Below are 16,702 nucleotides of genomic sequence, written 5' to 3' on the forward strand. Positions count from 1 at the left end.
TCACTTTGCATCGTGTCACGGGCGCGCCTGTGCGAAAAGAGGCAATGCGTTTGCAATGTGGTCACCGGGCGCTTAGCGTGCCCGCGAATATTTTCCTTTCCAAAGAAAGCACCAGTTTTATGAGCCAAGCAAAAGCAGGCGATACCGTTCGGATCACTTATGTCGGCACCCTTGATAGCGGCGAAATGTTCGACAGTTCCGAAGGACGCGATCCTTTGGAGTTTGTGGTCGGATCAGGCCAGATTATCAAAGGACTGGACGCCGCGATCCCCGGTATGGCCGTTGGTGACAAGAAGGACGTGAACGTGCCTTGTGATCAGGCGTATGGGCAAAGCAATCCCGATGCCCGTCAGGCCGTGCCGCGCGACCAGATCCCGGCAGAGATCCCTTGCGAGGTGGGCACACAGTTGCAGATGCAGACGCCGCAAGGGCAGGTTGTGCCTGTGACCGTCGCCGAGGTGACAGAGACCGAAGTGACGCTGGATGCGAACCATCCGCTTGCCGGTCAGGATCTGAATTTTGCGATTGAGATTGTGGGGATTGATGCGGGGTGAGAGGTCAGGTTTGAGCCCATTCTGACCGATGCTGCACCGCGCCCGAGCAAGGATTTAAAGGTCCAAATGAGGTGGCAATGAACGAGGCTGAGCAAGAGGCCATTGAGGCAGAGTGGAAACGCCAACCGGCCCCGGATGAACTTTCAAGCATGTTGGATGCCGCGAAGCGTACAGGCATCCATTTGCGCAAGTGTCCCTCACAGGATGATGAAGGTGCCAAAGGATGCTGGTTTGGCGGAGAGCCTACTTTGCCAGAACACTTCGAATGGCCTTGGTTTAGTGCGTTCGGAGAACGACAGGCACCGATGCATTTTCTTGGGCAAATAGATCTCGCGTCAGTTCCAAACGAGGATACTTTGCCATTACCAAAAACGGGAAGTCTGTTCTTCTTTTTTGATCCTATGATTGCTCCGGCATGCGACACGCCTCCGGATTCTGGGAAAGTCATCTACTGCCCAGACGACACCTCCAATGTTGCGGTGCGCAAAATGCCGACGCTACCTCAACACCGCTCAGAAGAAGACGTATCATATTTTTACACTTTGGACCCCACAGAGGGATATGAACGCTGGGCGTTCAATTTTGAACCAGTTGAGAGTTGGGAGTACGATCTTTTCCCAAATGCAGCGTTCCGGAGCGCTGCTACGAAATTAAATCAGGACCGATACAAAAATTTGGACCGCACAACGCGCAAGGATCGTGGGCGAGCGATTGTGCCGGGCTGCTCCAGCCATTTCGCTATGCACTGCATAGGGGGCGAGGCAAGCGAAGGTTCGAGGTCAAATGCAGACAAAAGAGATCTACCTTTGCTGACAATTGCCAGCGACCCGGACCTACGGTTCCAACATGGTGAAATGATTTCGATTACTTTTTGGATTTCACTAAACGAACTAGAAATTCGAAATTTCGAACGCGCTTACGTCTCTGAACGAACTCGTTAGTGAGCGCGCGTAGAACGAAAACCGGCCACTCGCAAAGTAGAAAATCGGCCTCTACGTTCACTGATGCTCCGCCAGCCTACCCGATATTCCCAATCTGCGGCATGCCCAGCACGTGATAACCGCCATCCACGCGGATGATCTCTCCGGTTGTGCATGCGCCCGCATCAGATGCCAGATAGACGGCGGTACCGCCCACGGCCTCGAGCGTCGCGTTGCTGCCAAGTGGCGCGTTCTGGTCGGCGTGTTTGTAAGTCTTGCGCGCGCCGCCGATGGCTGCACCGGCAAGCGTTTTCATGGGGCCGGGGCTGATCGCGTTCACGCGGATGCCTTGTGGCCCCAGATCATTGGCCAGATAGCGCGTTGCGGATTCCAACGCCGCCTTGGCGACGCCCATGACGTTGTAGAATGGCACAACCTGATTGGATCCCTGAAAAGTGATCGTCAGCAGGGTGCCGCCATCTGGCATCAGCTCTGCTGCGCGCCGTCCCACGTCGATGAAGGAATAGCATGAGATCGCCAGCGAATTCTTGAAGTTGTCGCGGCTGGTATTGATGAAACGCCCGGTCAGCTCTGACTTGTCAGAAAAGGCAATCGCGTGCACCACGAAATCAAGTGTGCCCCAGCGGTCCTTGAGCGTGGCAAAGGCTGCATCCATGCTGGCGTCGTCGTTCACGTCGACATCAACCATGATATCTGCCCCCACGGACTGTGCGAGCGGTTCAAGACGTTTGCCAAAGGCTTCGCCTTGATAGGTGAACGCCAGTTCTGCGCCCGCTTCGGCCATGGCTTTGGCGATACCCCATGCGATGGATCGTTCGTTGGCGACCCCCATGATCAACCCGCGTTTGCCCTGCATGGATATCGTCATTTGTTTAACCTTTGAACTTGGAAAGCAGCATGGAGCCGTTGGTTCCGCCGAACCCGAAAGAGTTCGTCATCACAGTATCCAGCCCCGCGTTTTCAACCAGATCCGTTGCGATTTCAGCCGGATCAAGTGCCGGATCGAGCGTTTCGACGTTGATAGACGGCGCGATGAAGTCATGCTCCAGCATCAAAAGGCAATAGATGGCTTCTTGTGCGCCTGTCGCCCCTTGGCTGTGACCCGTCATCGACTTGGTGGAGCTGATCGGGGGCGTTGTCCCTTGGCCAAAGACGCGGCGCACCGCTTCAACCTCGCCCACATCGCCAACGGGTGTGGATGTGCCATGGGCGTTGATATAGCTTATCTTGCGATCGTCTGGGAGTGTCTTGAGCGCCCCGCGCATCGCCCGTTCGCCGCCTTCACCCGAGGGGGCGACCATATCAGCCCCGTCGGATGTAGCGGCAAAGCCGGTCACTTCGGCGTAGATTTTCGCGCCACGCGCTTGCGCGCTTTCTAGACTTTCCAGCACGACCATCGCACCGCCGCCAGCAATCACGAACCCGTCGCGATCTGCGTCGAAGGCCCGGCTCGCCTTCTCTGGTGTGTCATTATACTTCGACGACATGGCGCCCATCGCGTCAAAGAGGCAAGACAGCGTCCAGTCGAGCTCTTCCCCGCCGCCTGCAAACATGATGTCTTGGGTGCCCAAAGCGACTTGTTGTGCGGCCATGCCGATACAGTGCAATGAGGTCGAGCAGGCGGAGGTGATCGAGAAATTCATGCCTTTGATTTTATAGGCCGTCGCAAGATTGGCGCTCACGGTTGAGGACATCGCCTTTGGCACAGCAAAAGGGCCAATCCGTTTGGTCGCACCGGTATTTTTGACAACTTCATGCGCGGTCAAGATGGCCGAAGTGGATGGCCCGCCGGACCCCGCGATCAGCCCGGTCATTGGGTTGACGACGTCATCTTCGCCCAAGCCGGCGTCCGCTATCGCCTGACCCATTGCGATATGCGCATAGGCGGCACCGGGCCCCATGAAACGCAAGGTGCGCTTGTCCACATGCTCGCTGATGTCGATCTTAAGCGTTCCCGCGATTTGGCTGCGAAAGCCGTGTTCGACCATTTCGGGCGAGGCTTCGATCCCGGATTTGCCTGCCTTGAGGGCGGCAAGAACTTCGTCAGCGGTGTTCCCAATCGGTGATACGATCCCGAGACCTGTGACAACAACACGGCGCATGGGCACCTCCCTTAATGCTTGGACGTCAGTCTGTACGAGGGCTTAACTCTCGGACAAGGCGACTTTCATATCGGTAACCTGATAGATGACCTCGCCGTCGGCCTCAACAATGCCGTTCGCCACGCCCATCGTCAGGCGGCGGGTTTGGATCGCTTTGGTGAAGTCGATTTTATAAGTCAGCATCTTGCGATCAGGGCGGACCATACCGGTCAGTTTGACCTCGCCCACACCCAACGCATAGCCACGTCCCTGCCAGCCGCGCCAACCAAGGTTGAAGCCCGTCAGTTGCCACAGACCATCGAGACCAAGACACCCGGGCATGATGGGGTTGCCGGGGAAGTGGCAGTCGAAAAACCACAGATCTGGTGTGATATCAAATTCCGCGACAACATGACCTTTGCCATGTTCGCCGCCATCGCCAGAGATATCCGTGATCCGGTCCATCATCAGCATTGGTGGGGCAGGAAGTTGGGCGTTGCCTGCGCCAAACAGCTCTCCGCGAGCGCATTTGAGCAGGTCTTCTTTGTCGAAATGGGTGGGATAATCCGCCATCTTGCTGGTCTCATTCTTCTTGACTGCGTCAAATGACCTCTAGCACTGAGCGGTTTATGAGAGCAAGTCTGCCGGTTTTATGACGAATTTCATTTGATCCGGGGGATATTTTTCCCATATAGATGAGAATAGTTATCAAGATGAGTGATATGAGCGACATCGAAACACAACGCAGTGCAGATTGGTTGGCCGGGGCCGGGCTTCGTCCGACGCGTCAGCGCATGACTTTGGCGTCGCTTCTTGTTGGTGACGGGCAGAACCGGCATGTCACAGCAGAAAGCCTGTTTGAAGCCGCGTCCAATACGGATGAGAAGGTTTCGCTTGCCACGGTCTACAACACGCTGAGCGCCTTTTGCGACGCGGGCCTGATGCGCGAAATTACGGTGGATGGATCGAAAAGCTATTTTGATACCAACATGTCAGACCACCCGCATTTTTATTGGGAAGATACGGCAAAGCTGACCGATGCACCCGCCGATCAGCTTGAGATCAGCCATTTGCCGGATGCGCCGGAGGGTGCAGAGATTGCGTCTGTTGACGTGGTGATCCGGTTGCGCCGGACCTGATATGTAAGGTGGATCATGATCCACCTTACCTTTTCGATCAGTTTTACGCTTAATTAACCTTGCTGCATGACGCTGGCGGGATGTCGAATTATCGCCGTCTTCGCGTGCCTGGCGGCACTTATTTCTTTACCGTTCGCTTGCAGAATCAGCATTCTGACCTGCTGGTGACGCATATTGATCTGCTGCGGGATGCCACGAGGCTCTGCCGTAAACGCTGGCCGTTTGAGATTGATGCAGCCGTGATCTTACCCAACAAGTTGCATATGATTTGGACCTTACCAGAAGGCGATGCCGATTTTTCCAAGCGTTGGCGGATGATCAAATCCGGCTTTTCCCGTCATGCACCGGCGCCGGCGCATATTCCGGAGAGCCATCGCAGGCGTGGTGAAAAGGGGATCTGGCAGCGTCGGTTTTGGGAACATGTGATCCGAGACGAGGACGACCTGGCGTTGCATATGCACCTGATCCGGTCCGCACCCATTCATGCGGGCCTTGCCAAGAAACCCAGCGATTGGCCTTACTGCTCACTTCATCATCAAAAGCAGCGTACGCCTAGAACCACTGTCCGGGCTCCATCAGCCCCAAATCCAAGAGCTGTTGCGATTGCCAGCTGAATGGTTCGGACTGCGGCCAGTGGAACGTATCAATAACCGCGCGACTGCCGGGATTGCGCCGGAGCGCTTTGGCCGTTCGGAACGAACAAATCGCGGCTGACAGGTTGTTGTGCCATGGGCAGGCGTAGGTGTTGTATTCGTCAATATTAAACGACCGGTCTGCCAACATTTGCAGTCCCGGCTGCGCGCGGAAAAACGCGATGCGGTCGGTGCGTTGGCGCGACTTGGGGATGTGTTCCTCGAACCGCCACCGCAATCCGCCGAAGATGTTGATCTGTCGTTCCAGTGTTTCCCCATCCGCACTTTCGCGGGCCAAGGCGTAGTAGCCGGATTTGTCAAAATGCGCGCTGTCGCGGTCGACCCCGCTGGGATGCGCGCTCAGGTCTTTGGCGTAGAGGTCGATCATATGGGCCATGACGGTGTCGCGCCGTTCTTCGGTCATGAAACCCAGCATTTCCCCCACACTGCGGTGTTCGCAGAAAGGGTAGAACAGGTATTCCGCGTTATAACCGTAGTAGAGCCATTCACCGGGTGCGGCCTTGATCATCGCATTTGTGATCTCTTGCAGTGCGTCATCCGCGCTGACGTCAAAATCGACGCGGTGCAGGGTGTCGGGCACATCTGCCGGAAGCGCCTGATCCGCCGCGCAAAAGGCGATCATGTTGGCAAAGCGTGCGCGCATGTGATGAGCGATTGTCTCGGCGACGGCCACATCATCTTCGATCAGGATCAGTGCGATGGACCCGCTCTTGAGCGTCCATTTGGCGTCATGCGTCAACGCGGCCAGAGAAGGGTAGTGCATGGCTGTGCGATCCTCAACAGTCTGCGCAGATTCGGCGATATCGGCCCGCATTGCAAGCAATCGGCCAAGTCGTTAGAAGGCATCGATATTCCCAACCCATGAGCCTGCCCGATGTCCACGCCCAAAAAGCTATATATCAAGACCTATGGCTGTCAGATGAACGTCTATGACAGTGAACGCATGGCCGAAGCGCTGGGCGGCAAGGGCTATGTCGAGACGCAGACGCCTGATGACGCGGATATGATTCTGCTCAATACCTGCCATATTCGCGAAAAGGCGGCAGAAAAGGTCTATTCCGAGTTGGGTCGTTTTAAGGGGCTCAAGGCCGCAAACCCTGATCTGAAGATCGGTGTCGCGGGCTGTGTGGCCCAAGCCGAGGGCGAGGAAATCATCAAACGTCAGCCGATGGTGGATCTGGTCGTTGGCCCGCAAAGCTATCACCGGCTGCCTGCGATGGATGATGCTATTCAGACGGGTGCGAAGGCGCTCGACACTGATTTTCCCGATGATGATAAGTTTGAAACGCTCAAGACGCGTGCCAAAGCCAAGCGTGGCCCGACCGCGTTTTTGACGGTGCAGGAAGGGTGCGACAAGTTTTGTGCCTTTTGTGTGGTGCCCTACACCCGTGGGGCAGAGGTTTCGCGCCCCGCTGATCGGATTCTCCGCGAAGCGGAGGAATTGGTCGAAAGCGGTGTGAAGGAAATCACGCTTTTGGGCCAGAACGTGAATGCCTATCACGGGCACGAGGGTGGCTTGGCGGGGCTGATCTGGGCCTTGGACAAGGTCGATGGGTTGGAGCGTATCCGCTTTACTACATCGCATCCCAACGACATGGATGATGCGCTGATCGCGGCGCATGGTACCTGCGACAAGCTGATGCCGTACCTGCATTTGCCTGTGCAGTCGGGGTCGGATCGTATTCTCAAGGCGATGAACCGCAAACACACGGGCGACAGCTATTTGCGTTTGATCGAGCGGATTCGCGCAGCGCGGCCAGATCTTTTGCTATCGGGCGATTTCATCGTGGGTTTCCCCGGTGAAACCGAAGAGGATTTTGAGGACACGATGCAGTTGGTCCGCGATGTCCACTATGGGCAGGCCTATTCGTTCAAATACTCGACCCGTCCGGGCACACCGGCAGCTGAAAAGCCGCAATTGCCGGAGGATGTGATGCACGACCGCTTGCAGCGACTGCAGGCATTGCTGCGACAGCAACAGCAAGAAACGCAGGCGTCTATGGTGGGTCGTGAGGTCAAGGTGTTGTTTGAAAAGGCGGGACGCGAAGCGGGGCAGATGATCGGTAAGTCCGAGTATTTGCATGCGGTTTATGCTGATGCGCCGGCGGATGTGCTGGGCCAGGTGCGCCGCGTGCGCATTGTTGAGGACAGTCCCAATTCGCTGAAGGGTGCTTTGATGTAAGGTGGATTGATAATCCACCTTACCCTATGAACCATCCGTTTTTTGTATCAATCCTGCGACATTTCGGATTGTTCCCTTGCGCCTTGCGGTCGGACCCGCCACGATACCTACATATAGATGCAAAAGGAGAGATGATTGGCCACTGGTGCCCTGACCCCACCCGCTGACGCTGCGACAGAAGCTCTGTTAGAATTCCCGGACAATTTTCTGCTGATTGACCTTTGCGGTGAATATGACCGCAACCTAACCACCATCGAAGATAAACTCGACGTGCAAATTCTGCGCCGCGGCAATCAGCTTGCCGTGATTGGCGATGATGATGCGCGCGATGAAGCGACGCAGGTTTTGCAAGCGCTCTATAGCCGTCTGGAGGCGGGCCGCGCGTTGGAACCCGGTGATCTGGACCGTGAGCTGCGTATGGCCCCCGAGCAGGTTCCTGATGGCGACCAAATTGAACTGTTCAAAGGCGAGACCGCCCGGGTCGAGATCAAGACCCGCAAGAAGCTGGTCGAGCCGCGCACAGATGCGCAAAAGGCCTATGTGCAAGCGCTTTTCGACAAAGAACTGGCGTTTGGCATTGGCCCGGCGGGTACCGGCAAAACCTATCTGGCTGTCGCCGTCGGTGTGAACATGCTGATTAGCGGCCATGTGGACAAGATCATCCTGTCCCGTCCCGCTGTCGAGGCGGGCGAAAAGCTGGGCTATCTGCCCGGCGATATGAAGGATAAAGTCGATCCTTATATGCAGCCCCTTTATGACGCGCTGAATGATTTTCTGCCGGGCAAGCAATCCGCCAAAATGATTGAGGAAAAGGTGATCGAAATTGCGCCACTTGCCTTTATGCGTGGTCGGACGCTTTCAAACGCATTTGTTGTGCTCGATGAGGCGCAGAATGCCACGACCATGCAGATGAAGATGTTTTTGACCCGTTTGGGCGAAGGTTCGCGTATGGTGATCACTGGGGACCGGACGCAGATCGACCTGCCGCGTGGCGTAAATTCGGGTCTTTGGGATGCGGAACGTTTGCTGAAGAATATTCCCAAGATCAGTTTTAACTACTTCACATCTAAAGATGTGGTCCGTCACCCGTTGGTTGCCGCGATCATCGAAGCTTATGAGGCGGATGATCCCAAGTGACCGTGGATTGTTTGGTTGAGGACAAGCGTTGGGCTGACATCGAAGAGATGGCCCAGCTTGCGACCGACGCGGTGCTTGAGCGATTGGGGATTGAGCCATCCGCCTTTGAAATCAGCCTGCTGGCCTGCAACGACGCCCGGATTGCTGCCTTGAACGAAGATTTTCGGGGCAAACCAAGGCCGACAAATGTGTTAAGCTGGCCGTCAGATGAACGTGCGCCCGCGATGGATGGCGAAATGCCGGTTCCGCCGCAACCGGGCAAAGATACTGAGTTGGGTGACATCGCAATCGCCTTTGAAACCTGCGCCAAGGAAGCCGATGGTGCCGGCAAACCAATGCGCGATCATACCCTTCATTTACTTATTCATGGCACGCTCCATCTACTGGGGTTCGATCATGAGCGTGACCGTGACGCCACCCTGATGGAAGGGTTGGAAACAGAGATACTTGGCAAATTGGGTATTCCTGACCCATATAGGGAATGACCGGGTCAGAAGACCTGCATAGGTAAGGATAAAATGGGCGACACTGACGACGCACCGTCTATCGCAGCGCAAAGCGCGCAAATCGATCAGACCAATCAAACTCCGGGGCTGTTGTCCCGTCTTGCCCGGGCGTTTCGGCCCCCCGCGACCCCGCAAGTGCACGAAGAGACACCCTCAGAAGTGTTGAAGGCAGCCGGTTCCGTGCTGGGGATGCTGAACCTGCGTCGGATGCGGGTTGAGGACGTGGCTGTGCCTAAGCCCGACATTGTTGCCGTGCCGCTGAGCATTACCAAAGATGAATTGGTCGAGGTGTTCCGCGAAAGTGGCAAGACCCGCGTCCCTGTTTACGATGGCACCCTTGATACGCCAATTGGGACCGCAAACCTGAAGGACTTTGCATTGTTGCATGGCTTCAACGGCAAAGGCCCGACAATGAACCTGCGCGAAATGGTTCGGCCCCTGATTTATGTCCCGCCCTCTATGCCCTTGGGTGTGCTGCTGCAGAAGATGCAGGCAGAGCGTATTCATATGGCTCTTGTGATTGATGAATATGGCGGCACCGATGGGTTGGTTACAATCGAAGATGTCATCGAGCAGGTTGTGGGTGAGATCGAAGACGAGCATGACATTGAAGAAGTCAAAAGCTGGATCATGGAAAAACCGGGTTGCTATCTGGCACAGGCGCGCACTGATCTTGATGACTTTGAGGCCGAAATCGGCATGGCGCTGACTGACCCCGAGGAAATTGATGAGGAAGAGATTGATACGTTGGGCGGCCTGGTAACACTGCTGGCTGGGCACTTGCCTGCGCGGGGCGAAGTGATTGTTCATCCCGATGGTCCCGAATTTGAGGTCGTTGATGCCGATCCGCGCCGGGTAAAGCGTTTGCGCGTGCGTCTGCCTGCCGCCAGCAATGGCTGAGATGCGCGCGCAGTTCGCGACCCGCCCGTGGTGGTTTCGATTTACCCTGCTGGCGGTGTTGGGCGTGGTCGCGGGTTTGGGGCAGGCCCCATTTGATTTCTGGATTGCGACCGTTGCGGCCCTTGGGCTGCTGTTTTGGATGTATCCCGGCAGCGTTGACCGCCGTCAGGCGGCGTTTCATGTCTGGGCCTTTGGATTTGGTTATTTTGCTTTCAGCCTGCGCTGGATTGTTGAACCATTCATGGTGGACATCGCGACGCATGGCTGGATGGCCCCTTTCGCGTTGTTTTTGATGGGGGCAGGGGGTGCCCTTTTTTGGGCGCTTGCCGCGAGCGTGGCCGCCCGGCTTGCCCCCGGAAGCACCTTTCTTTTTGCCGTGATGTTGGTTGGGTCGGAAATCCTGCGATCATTGATCCTGACAGGTTTTCCCTGGGCGTTGCTGGGTCATGTCTGGGTCTCGACAGGACTTGCCCAACTTGCATCCGTTGGTGGCCCACATCTGTTGACGCTGATCACAATTGTCTGCGGCTGGGCCATAGCCCTGCTGGCTGGACGCCAAAGAGTTGCGGGATTGGTTGTGCTGGGGCTTTTTGTGGCCTTGTCTTTTGTGGTGCGCCCCGGTCCCGCCATTGCACCTGCTGATGATCTGCCGGTTGTGCGGCTTGTTCAGCCAAATGCACCGCAACATCAAAAATGGGATCCTGCCTATCGTGACGTGTTCCTGAACCGCTTGCTGACCTTGACCGGTCAAGGCGATGTGCCCGACCTTGTTGTATGGCCGGAAACGGCGATTGCCTATTTGCTTAATCACATTGACGACGATCTTAGCCTGCTTGCCGGTGCCGCACGCGGGGCACCATTGGTTTTTGGTATCCAACGGCGCGACGCTGAGGCCCGCGCCTATAACAGCCTTGTGGTGATGGCGCCCGATGGGCTGGTGCAGAGCATTTATGACAAGCGTCACCTTGTGCCGTTTGGCGAATATATCCCCGGGGCGCGGCTTTTGGGACAAGTGGGTGCGGCAGGACTGGCGCGCAATCTCGGGTCAGGTTTCACCCCGGGCCAGCAAACAGGGCCTATTGATCTGCCGGGGATTGGTGCGGCTGTCCCTCTGATTTGCTACGAGGGTATCTTTGCCGAAGAAATCAGCTATGGCGCAACGCGCCCACGGTTGCTTTTGCTGATCACGAACGATGCATGGTTTGGGCAAGCAGCCGGACCGCATCAGCATCTTGCACAGGCGCGGCTGCGCGCCATTGAACAAGGTCTGCCGATGGTGCGCGTCGCCAATACAGGGATCAGCGCAATGATTGACGCCAAGGGCCGCCTGATTGCCTCTCTGCCGTTGGGCGTTGACGGTATCCTTGATGTGGCATTGCCGCCTATTGCCCTCGCGACGCTGTATAGCCGTTGGGGCGACATACCGCTGATCGTATGTGTGCTTTTGTTAATGTTTGGCGCTTACGCAACGGCCCGACGCAATAGCGATTGACGTTCCGATAGGCACCCCCTATGCGGGTGTCTGGTTCTGTCACAACGGCTTCCTGACGTGGCAGAAAATATCAATGGAGCACATCCTCATGGCACGTCAAAACTATATCTTCACCTCGGAATCTGTTTCTGAAGGTCATCCTGACAAAGTATGCGATCGGATTTCTGACTCGATCCTTGATGCTTTCCTGACCGAAGAACCTGAAGCACGGGTTGCCTGCGAAACTTTCGCAACAACAAACCGCGTGGTGATCGGTGGCGAGGTTGGCCTGTCGGATCAATCAAAGCTTCAGGACTACATGGGCCGGGTTGAGGATATCGCGCGCGCCTGTATCAAGGATATCGGCTACGAGCAGGATGAGTTCCACCACGCAACCTGCGAGATTACGAACCTGCTGCACCAGCAATCCGCCCATATCGCGCAAGGCGTTGATGCTGCAAAGGACAAAGACGAAGGTGCCGGCGATCAGGGTATCATGTTTGGTTATGCCACAACTGAAACCGCAGAATTGATGCCGGCCCCGATCCAATATGCCCATGCTATTTTGCGCCGTTTGGCCGAAGTGCGCAAATCCGGTCAGGAAGAGACCCTGCGCCCGGACGCCAAAAGTCAGGTTTCACTGCGCTATGAAGATGGTAAGCCGGTTGAGGTTACACAGATTGTGCTGTCAACGCAGCACCGCGACGCAAGCCAAACCAGCGCGGATATCCGGGCCATTGTTGAGCCCTATATCCGCGAGGTACTGCCAGATGGCCTGATCACGCCTCAGACCGAATGGTGGGTCAACCCGACGGGAACTTTCGTCATCGGCGGGCCCGACGGTGATGCCGGTCTGACCGGACGCAAGATTATCGTTGATACCTATGGCGGCGCTGCCCCGCATGGCGGCGGCGCGTTTTCCGGCAAAGATCCGACCAAGGTGGACCGGTCGGCGGCCTATGTCGCCCGCTATCTGGCCAAGAACGTCGTCGCTGCCGGGATGGCAGAGCGTTGCACGATCCAGCTGAGCTATGCGATTGGCGTGGCCAAGCCGTTGTCGATCTACGCTGACACGCATGGCACCGGTGACGTTGCGCCCGCTGAGATCGAGCGCGCCATTGCCGAGGTGATGGATCTGACACCGCGCGGAATTCGCCAGCATCTTGGGCTAAACAAGCCAATTTATGAGCGCACAGCGGCCTATGGGCACTTTGGCCGCGCACCTGACGCAGATGGCGGATTTAGCTGGGAACGTACCGATCTGGTTGAGGCGCTGAAGCGCGCCGTTTGATCAAGGCGGGGTGGGCTGTGGTCCACCCGCCGATTGCGAAAGCAGCCCACGCTTGCTAAAGCCCGGCCTATGACAAACACCAGACATCCTTCCGGTGCGCCCTGGCGCAATTTTTATGGCCGTTTCAAGGGCAAGACCATCCGTGCGTCGCAGCATGACTATCTTGAAAATGACCTTGCGCCGCTGTCCCCTGGCCCGATCAGTTGGGAGGAAAATCCTGACCGGCTGCCGCTTGATTTGACACAGGTATTTCCGAACCGCGACATCTGGCTTGAGATCGGCTTTGGTGGTGGCGAGCATTTGGTTCATATGGCCCAGACCAATCCTGATGTTGGGTTGATCGGGTGTGAACCCTTTATCAACGGTGTGGCCATGTTGCTGGGGAAAATTCGCAAGGCCGACGTCAATAATTTGCGCGTTCACCCCGGTGACGTCAGGGACTTGTTCGATGTTTTGCCGGATGCGACATTGTCGAAGGTATTCCTGAACTATCCCGACCCGTGGCCCAAAAAACGGCATCATCGCCGGCGTTTTGTCACGCCTGAGCATCTGGCCCCGTTGCATCGGGTGATGAAGCCGGGCGCTGAGTTGCGTGTTGCCACGGACATTCAGGACTATGTGCGCCAGACGCTGGAGCAAGTGCCCGCACATGGATTTACGTGGTTGGCCGAGCGGCCGGATGATTGGCGGCAACCCTGGGCCGATTGGGTGTCGACCCGCTATGAACAAAAAGCGCTTCGTGAGGGGCGTACGCCGCACTATCTGACGTTTCGCCGGGTGTAAGTCGCCCGAATAATTGTTGGCCGGATGACGTTTGCGGTGATGGACCCTGCCAAAGCCCTGCGTTATCAACTGCCCGAACTTGGAAGGAATGAGACATGTCCGGTCACGGCACCCCGATCCCTATGACATCGCGCCCCTGTGGACCCCTGAAAGGCGAGGCACATGTTCCGGGCGACAAGTCCATTTCGCACCGTTCATTAATCCTTGGGGCGCTTTGCATCGGCGAGACCCATATCACTGGGTTGCTTGAGGGTGAGGACGTTCTGGATACGGCAAAAGCGATGCAAGCCTTTGGTGCCACGGTGACCAACCACGGCAACGGCGAATGGACCGTCATGGGCGTTGGTGTTGGCGGTTTTGCCGAGCCGGATCAGGTGATTGACTGCGGGAACTCCGGGACTGGGGTGCGCTTGATCATGGGCGCGATGGCGACGTCGCCGATTTCGGTTACTTTTACCGGTGATGCATCTTTGAATAGCCGTCCGATGGGCCGTGTGACTGATCCGCTGGCCCTTTTTGGCACGCAAACCGTGGGCCGGTCGGGTGGGCGCTTGCCCATGACACTTGTCGGCGCCGCTGATCCGGTGCCCGTCCGATACACCGTCCCCGTGCCATCGGCGCAGGTGAAATCTGCGGTCCTTTTGGCTGGTCTGAACGCACCGGGCCAGACTGTCGTGATCGAGAAGGAAGCGACCCGCGATCATACCGAACGGATGTTGCAAGGCTTTGGCGCAACGCTGACGGTGGAAGAAACCGATGATGGGCGCGTGATTACGCTGAATGGTCAACCTGAACTGACGCCACAGTCGATCGTGGTACCGCGCGATCCTTCTTCGGCCGCATTTCCCGTTTGTGCCGCAGTTATCACGCCGGGTTCTGATGTGCTGGTGCCAAATATCGGGTTGAACCCGACGCGTGCGGGTTTGTTCACCACGTTGCAGGACATGGGCGCTGATCTGGTCTATGAGAACATGCGCGAAGAAGGAGGCGAGCCTGTTGCCGATCTGCGCGCCAGGTTTTCGCCTGACCTGAAAGGCATTGCCGTGCCGCCGGCGCGTGCGGCCAGTATGATTGACGAGTATCCCGTGCTGTCCGTTGTCGCCGCCTTTGCCCAAGGTGTGACTGACATGCAGGGGGTCAAAGAGCTGCGGGTCAAGGAAAGTGACCGCATTGATGCAATGGCCAAAGGGCTCCGGGCCGCCGGGGTGAGTGTTGAGGACGGCCCCGATTGGTGGAAAGTCACGGGTTTGGGTCACGGCAATGTGCCCGGAGGGGTGACCGTGGCGAGCCAACTGGATCACCGCATTGCGATGGCCTTTATGGTGATGGGCATGGCGACGCAAAAACCGATGAGCGTTGATGATGGCAGTCCAATTGCGACGTCTTTTCCGATTTTTGAAGATTTGATGGGTCGCCTGGGTGCACAATTGGTCCGTACGAACACATGAGCTTTACCGTTGCCATTGACGGCCCTGCCGCGGCTGGCAAGGGAACGATTTCAAAGGCGGTTGCCGCGCACTTTGGCTTTGCCCATCTCGATACGGGGCTTTTGTACCGAGCGGTGGGTGCCAAGGTGTTGTCAGGTGATGATCCGGTTGTCGCGGCAAAGGCGCTTGATCCTGTTGATCTGGAAGATGACACGCTGCGCACACCGCAGGTTGCTCAGGCTGCGAGCGAAATTGCGGTGATCGCGGCAGTGCGCGACACGCTTTTGGTCTTTCAACGCAGGTTTGCAGCGCGGCCTGATGGTGCCGTGCTGGATGGTCGCGATATTGGAACGGTGATTTGCCCGGATGCGCATGTGAAGCTGTTCATAACAGCCAGCCCAGAGCGCCGTGCAGAGCGCCGCTTTCACGAATTGTCCGGCAAGGGTATGGATGTCACGCTTGAGACTGTCTTGGCGGATGTCAAAGAGCGTGATGCGCGAGATCGCAATCGTGCGACCGCCCCGTTGTTGCCGGCATCAAACGCAGTTCTCATTGATACCACCGACCTTGCGATCGACGAAGCGGTGGCAAGAGCAGTTGAAGTCGTCGCTGCCGCATGGGGATAGGCCGGCGTGTTGCAGAGTTTCACTAAAGCTTGCTTTGGTGTCTGGGATATTTCGTCTTACGGTTAAAGCAAAGGAGTTTGCCTGATGATCCGCGTTTTCGCTTTGATTGCTTTTTTGTTGCCCGCTTCGGTTCACGCCCAAGACGCTGAGCCGCACATGACCCTGAACCGGATGGCAGAGATTGTTCTTGCCCTTGATCCCGAGGCAGTCCCATCAGGGACGGGGTTTGCTTTTCAGATTGATGATGTGCCTGTCCTGATTGTCACCGATGTTGGGGCCAACCGTATGCGGGCGATGGTGCCCATTCGGTCTGCCGAAACCATGACGCCAGAAGAAATGCAGCGGGTCATGCAGGCCAATTTTGATAGTGCGTTGGATGCGCGCTATGCAGTGGCGCAAGGCCGTTTATGGGGCGTCTTTATTCATCCGTTCAAAGAACTGGAGCGTGATCAATTCATTTCCGGTGTGGCGCAGACGGTCAATATCGCCACGACCTACGGCACGCTTTATAGCGGCGGGGCGGCGCAGTTTGGGGCCGGTGACAGCGCGGACTTGCAGCGTAAACTGATCGAGGACCTGTTGGAGCGCGGTCAGGATATTTGACGCGCGGCAGGACCCCTCAGCCATAATATTGTCAACTTCGATCTCTAACATTCGTATGTGCAAATGTTGCAGATCAGGTGATTTCCGCATGTTTTTGGTTTTTTTGTCAGTGGAGTGTTTAGATGAGTATGACGTTCACCCGTAGTGCGATTGCAGCACGTGTTGCCAGCACGATGCCAATGGTAGTTTAAGCCCAAAGCATGCACCTATCACATGTGGCCAAGTCTACACCGTCGTTGGCGGCGGTTCGTTAAGTGGCATAAGCAAACGGGCCTATGGCAGCACAGTTTTTGAGGCGCTGTACAATGCCAACCTCGATGTTATTGGCCCCAACCCAAACCTGATTTTCATTGGACAGCGTCTTCAAGTTCCTTGTCGTAGTGGCGAAACCGTCGTTGCAGCTGTTGC

Annotated in this window: 18 protein-coding genes and 1 riboswitch; of the genes, 14 read left to right on the forward strand and 4 right to left on the reverse strand. The window is 56.6% G+C overall.

Annotated features, from left to right (window positions below; genetic code table 11):
- Positions 1-119 precede the first annotated feature (119 nt).
- Complete coding sequence (locus tag ACZ1G5_RS13815) at positions 120-554, forward strand: FKBP-type peptidyl-prolyl cis-trans isomerase (protein ID WP_472733390.1); 435 nt, start codon at positions 120-122, stop codon at positions 552-554.
- 77 nt (positions 555-631) lie between these two features.
- Positions 632-1,495, forward strand: coding sequence for a DUF1963 domain-containing protein (locus tag ACZ1G5_RS13820; protein ID WP_472733391.1), 864 nt, complete (start codon positions 632-634; stop codon positions 1,493-1,495).
- Between the two features lie 76 nt (positions 1,496-1,571).
- On the opposite strand, the gene ACZ1G5_RS13825 is transcribed toward ACZ1G5_RS13820, so the two are convergent.
- The 3 genes from ACZ1G5_RS13825 to fabA are packed head-to-tail and all read right to left on the reverse strand — an operon-like array spanning position 1,572 to position 4,149.
- The gene (locus ACZ1G5_RS13825) at positions 1,572-2,363 is read right to left on the reverse strand and encodes an enoyl-ACP reductase FabI (protein WP_472733392.1); all 792 of its coding nucleotides are present in this window, start codon (positions 2,361-2,363) and stop codon (positions 1,572-1,574) included.
- Between the two features lie 4 nt (positions 2,364-2,367).
- Positions 2,368-3,597, reverse strand: coding sequence for a beta-ketoacyl-ACP synthase I (gene fabB, locus ACZ1G5_RS13830; RefSeq protein WP_472733393.1), 1,230 nt, complete (start codon positions 3,595-3,597; stop codon positions 2,368-2,370).
- 42 nt (positions 3,598-3,639) lie between these two features.
- Positions 3,640-4,149: a bifunctional 3-hydroxydecanoyl-ACP dehydratase/trans-2-decenoyl-ACP isomerase gene (gene fabA, locus ACZ1G5_RS13835; protein ID WP_472733394.1), complete on the reverse strand. Its 510-nt coding sequence runs from the start codon at positions 4,147-4,149 to the stop codon at positions 3,640-3,642.
- A gap of 149 nt (positions 4,150-4,298) precedes the next feature.
- On the opposite strand from fabA, the gene irr reads away from it, so the two are divergent.
- Positions 4,299-4,715, forward strand: coding sequence for a Fur family transcriptional regulator Irr (gene irr, locus ACZ1G5_RS13840; protein ID WP_472733395.1), 417 nt, complete (start codon positions 4,299-4,301; stop codon positions 4,713-4,715).
- 80 nt (positions 4,716-4,795) lie between these two features.
- Positions 4,796-5,329, forward strand: a complete 534-nt coding sequence (locus ACZ1G5_RS13845; protein ID WP_472733396.1) for an REP-associated tyrosine transposase — start codon at positions 4,796-4,798, stop codon at positions 5,327-5,329.
- On the opposite strand, the gene ACZ1G5_RS13850 is transcribed toward ACZ1G5_RS13845, so the two are convergent.
- Positions 5,268-6,131, reverse strand: a complete 864-nt coding sequence (locus ACZ1G5_RS13850; protein ID WP_472733397.1) for a hypothetical protein — start codon at positions 6,129-6,131, stop codon at positions 5,268-5,270. The genes ACZ1G5_RS13845 and ACZ1G5_RS13850 overlap by 62 nt on opposite strands.
- A gap of 111 nt (positions 6,132-6,242) precedes the next feature.
- Between ACZ1G5_RS13850 and miaB the strand changes: the two genes are divergently transcribed.
- The 10 genes from miaB (at position 6,243) to ACZ1G5_RS13900 (ending at position 16,294) form a co-directional block, all read left to right on the forward strand.
- Positions 6,243-7,550 (forward strand): tRNA (N6-isopentenyl adenosine(37)-C2)-methylthiotransferase MiaB, encoded by a 1,308-nt coding sequence (gene miaB / locus ACZ1G5_RS13855; protein WP_472733398.1) that lies wholly within the window; start codon positions 6,243-6,245, stop codon positions 7,548-7,550.
- 135 nt (positions 7,551-7,685) lie between these two features.
- Entirely contained in the window at positions 7,686-8,687 is a 1,002-nt protein-coding gene (locus tag ACZ1G5_RS13860; protein WP_472733399.1) for a PhoH family protein, read from the forward strand.
- Positions 8,684-9,172, forward strand: coding sequence for an rRNA maturation RNase YbeY (gene ybeY / locus ACZ1G5_RS13865; protein ID WP_472733400.1), 489 nt, complete (start codon positions 8,684-8,686; stop codon positions 9,170-9,172). The genes ACZ1G5_RS13860 and ybeY overlap by 4 nt, the downstream gene beginning before the upstream one ends.
- A gap of 33 nt (positions 9,173-9,205) precedes the next feature.
- Positions 9,206-10,093, forward strand: a complete 888-nt coding sequence (locus ACZ1G5_RS13870; RefSeq protein WP_472733401.1) for a transporter associated domain-containing protein — start codon at positions 9,206-9,208, stop codon at positions 10,091-10,093.
- Positions 10,086-11,585 (forward strand): apolipoprotein N-acyltransferase, encoded by a 1,500-nt coding sequence (gene lnt, locus ACZ1G5_RS13875; RefSeq protein WP_472733402.1) that lies wholly within the window; start codon positions 10,086-10,088, stop codon positions 11,583-11,585. Before ACZ1G5_RS13870 ends, lnt begins: the two co-directional genes overlap by 8 nt.
- A gap of 33 nt (positions 11,586-11,618) precedes the next feature.
- A riboswitch (SAM-SAH riboswitch) is annotated at positions 11,619-11,666 on the forward strand.
- 7 nt (positions 11,667-11,673) lie between these two features.
- Positions 11,674-12,855, forward strand: a complete 1,182-nt coding sequence (gene metK, locus ACZ1G5_RS13880) for a methionine adenosyltransferase (RefSeq protein ID WP_472733403.1) — start codon at positions 11,674-11,676, stop codon at positions 12,853-12,855.
- Between the two features lie 69 nt (positions 12,856-12,924).
- On the forward strand, positions 12,925-13,638 hold the full coding sequence (gene trmB / locus ACZ1G5_RS13885) for a tRNA (guanosine(46)-N7)-methyltransferase TrmB (RefSeq protein ID WP_472733404.1): 714 nt from the start codon (positions 12,925-12,927) through the stop codon (positions 13,636-13,638).
- Between the two features lie 95 nt (positions 13,639-13,733).
- Positions 13,734-15,086: a 3-phosphoshikimate 1-carboxyvinyltransferase gene (gene aroA / locus ACZ1G5_RS13890; RefSeq protein ID WP_472733405.1), complete on the forward strand. Its 1,353-nt coding sequence runs from the start codon at positions 13,734-13,736 to the stop codon at positions 15,084-15,086.
- Positions 15,083-15,691, forward strand: coding sequence for a (d)CMP kinase (gene cmk, locus ACZ1G5_RS13895; protein WP_472733406.1), 609 nt, complete (start codon positions 15,083-15,085; stop codon positions 15,689-15,691). The genes aroA and cmk overlap by 4 nt, the downstream gene beginning before the upstream one ends.
- Positions 15,692-15,775: 84 nt before the next feature.
- Positions 15,776-16,294: a hypothetical protein gene (locus ACZ1G5_RS13900; protein ID WP_472733407.1), complete on the forward strand. Its 519-nt coding sequence runs from the start codon at positions 15,776-15,778 to the stop codon at positions 16,292-16,294.
- Positions 16,295-16,702: the final 408 nt, after the last annotated feature.

The organism is Yoonia sp. JB2-21 (genome assembly GCF_055693545.1).

Coding starts and splice junctions, on each gene's coding strand:
- ACZ1G5_RS13815 (WP_472733390.1), top strand. CDS start 120: ATGAGCCAAGCAAAAGCAGGCGATACCGTTCGGATCACTTATGTCGGC.
- ACZ1G5_RS13820 (WP_472733391.1), top strand. CDS start 632: ATGAACGAGGCTGAGCAAGAGGCCATTGAGGCAGAGTGGAAACGCCAA.
- ACZ1G5_RS13825 (WP_472733392.1), bottom strand. CDS start 2,363: ATGACGATATCCATGCAGGGCAAACGCGGGTTGATCATGGGGGTCGCC.
- fabB (WP_472733393.1), bottom strand. CDS start 3,597: ATGCGCCGTGTTGTTGTCACAGGTCTCGGGATCGTATCACCGATTGGG.
- fabA (WP_472733394.1), bottom strand. CDS start 4,149: ATGGCGGATTATCCCACCCATTTCGACAAAGAAGACCTGCTCAAATGC.
- irr (WP_472733395.1), top strand. CDS start 4,299: ATGAGCGACATCGAAACACAACGCAGTGCAGATTGGTTGGCCGGGGCC.
- ACZ1G5_RS13845 (WP_472733396.1), top strand. CDS start 4,796: ATGTCGAATTATCGCCGTCTTCGCGTGCCTGGCGGCACTTATTTCTTT.
- ACZ1G5_RS13850 (WP_472733397.1), bottom strand. CDS start 6,131: ATGCACTACCCTTCTCTGGCCGCGTTGACGCATGACGCCAAATGGACG.
- miaB (WP_472733398.1), top strand. CDS start 6,243: ATGTCCACGCCCAAAAAGCTATATATCAAGACCTATGGCTGTCAGATG.
- ACZ1G5_RS13870 (WP_472733401.1), top strand. CDS start 9,206: ATGGGCGACACTGACGACGCACCGTCTATCGCAGCGCAAAGCGCGCAA.
- lnt (WP_472733402.1), top strand. CDS start 10,086: ATGGCTGAGATGCGCGCGCAGTTCGCGACCCGCCCGTGGTGGTTTCGA.
- metK (WP_472733403.1), top strand. CDS start 11,674: ATGGCACGTCAAAACTATATCTTCACCTCGGAATCTGTTTCTGAAGGT.
- trmB (WP_472733404.1), top strand. CDS start 12,925: ATGACAAACACCAGACATCCTTCCGGTGCGCCCTGGCGCAATTTTTAT.
- aroA (WP_472733405.1), top strand. CDS start 13,734: ATGTCCGGTCACGGCACCCCGATCCCTATGACATCGCGCCCCTGTGGA.
- cmk (WP_472733406.1), top strand. CDS start 15,083: ATGAGCTTTACCGTTGCCATTGACGGCCCTGCCGCGGCTGGCAAGGGA.
- ACZ1G5_RS13900 (WP_472733407.1), top strand. CDS start 15,776: ATGATCCGCGTTTTCGCTTTGATTGCTTTTTTGTTGCCCGCTTCGGTT.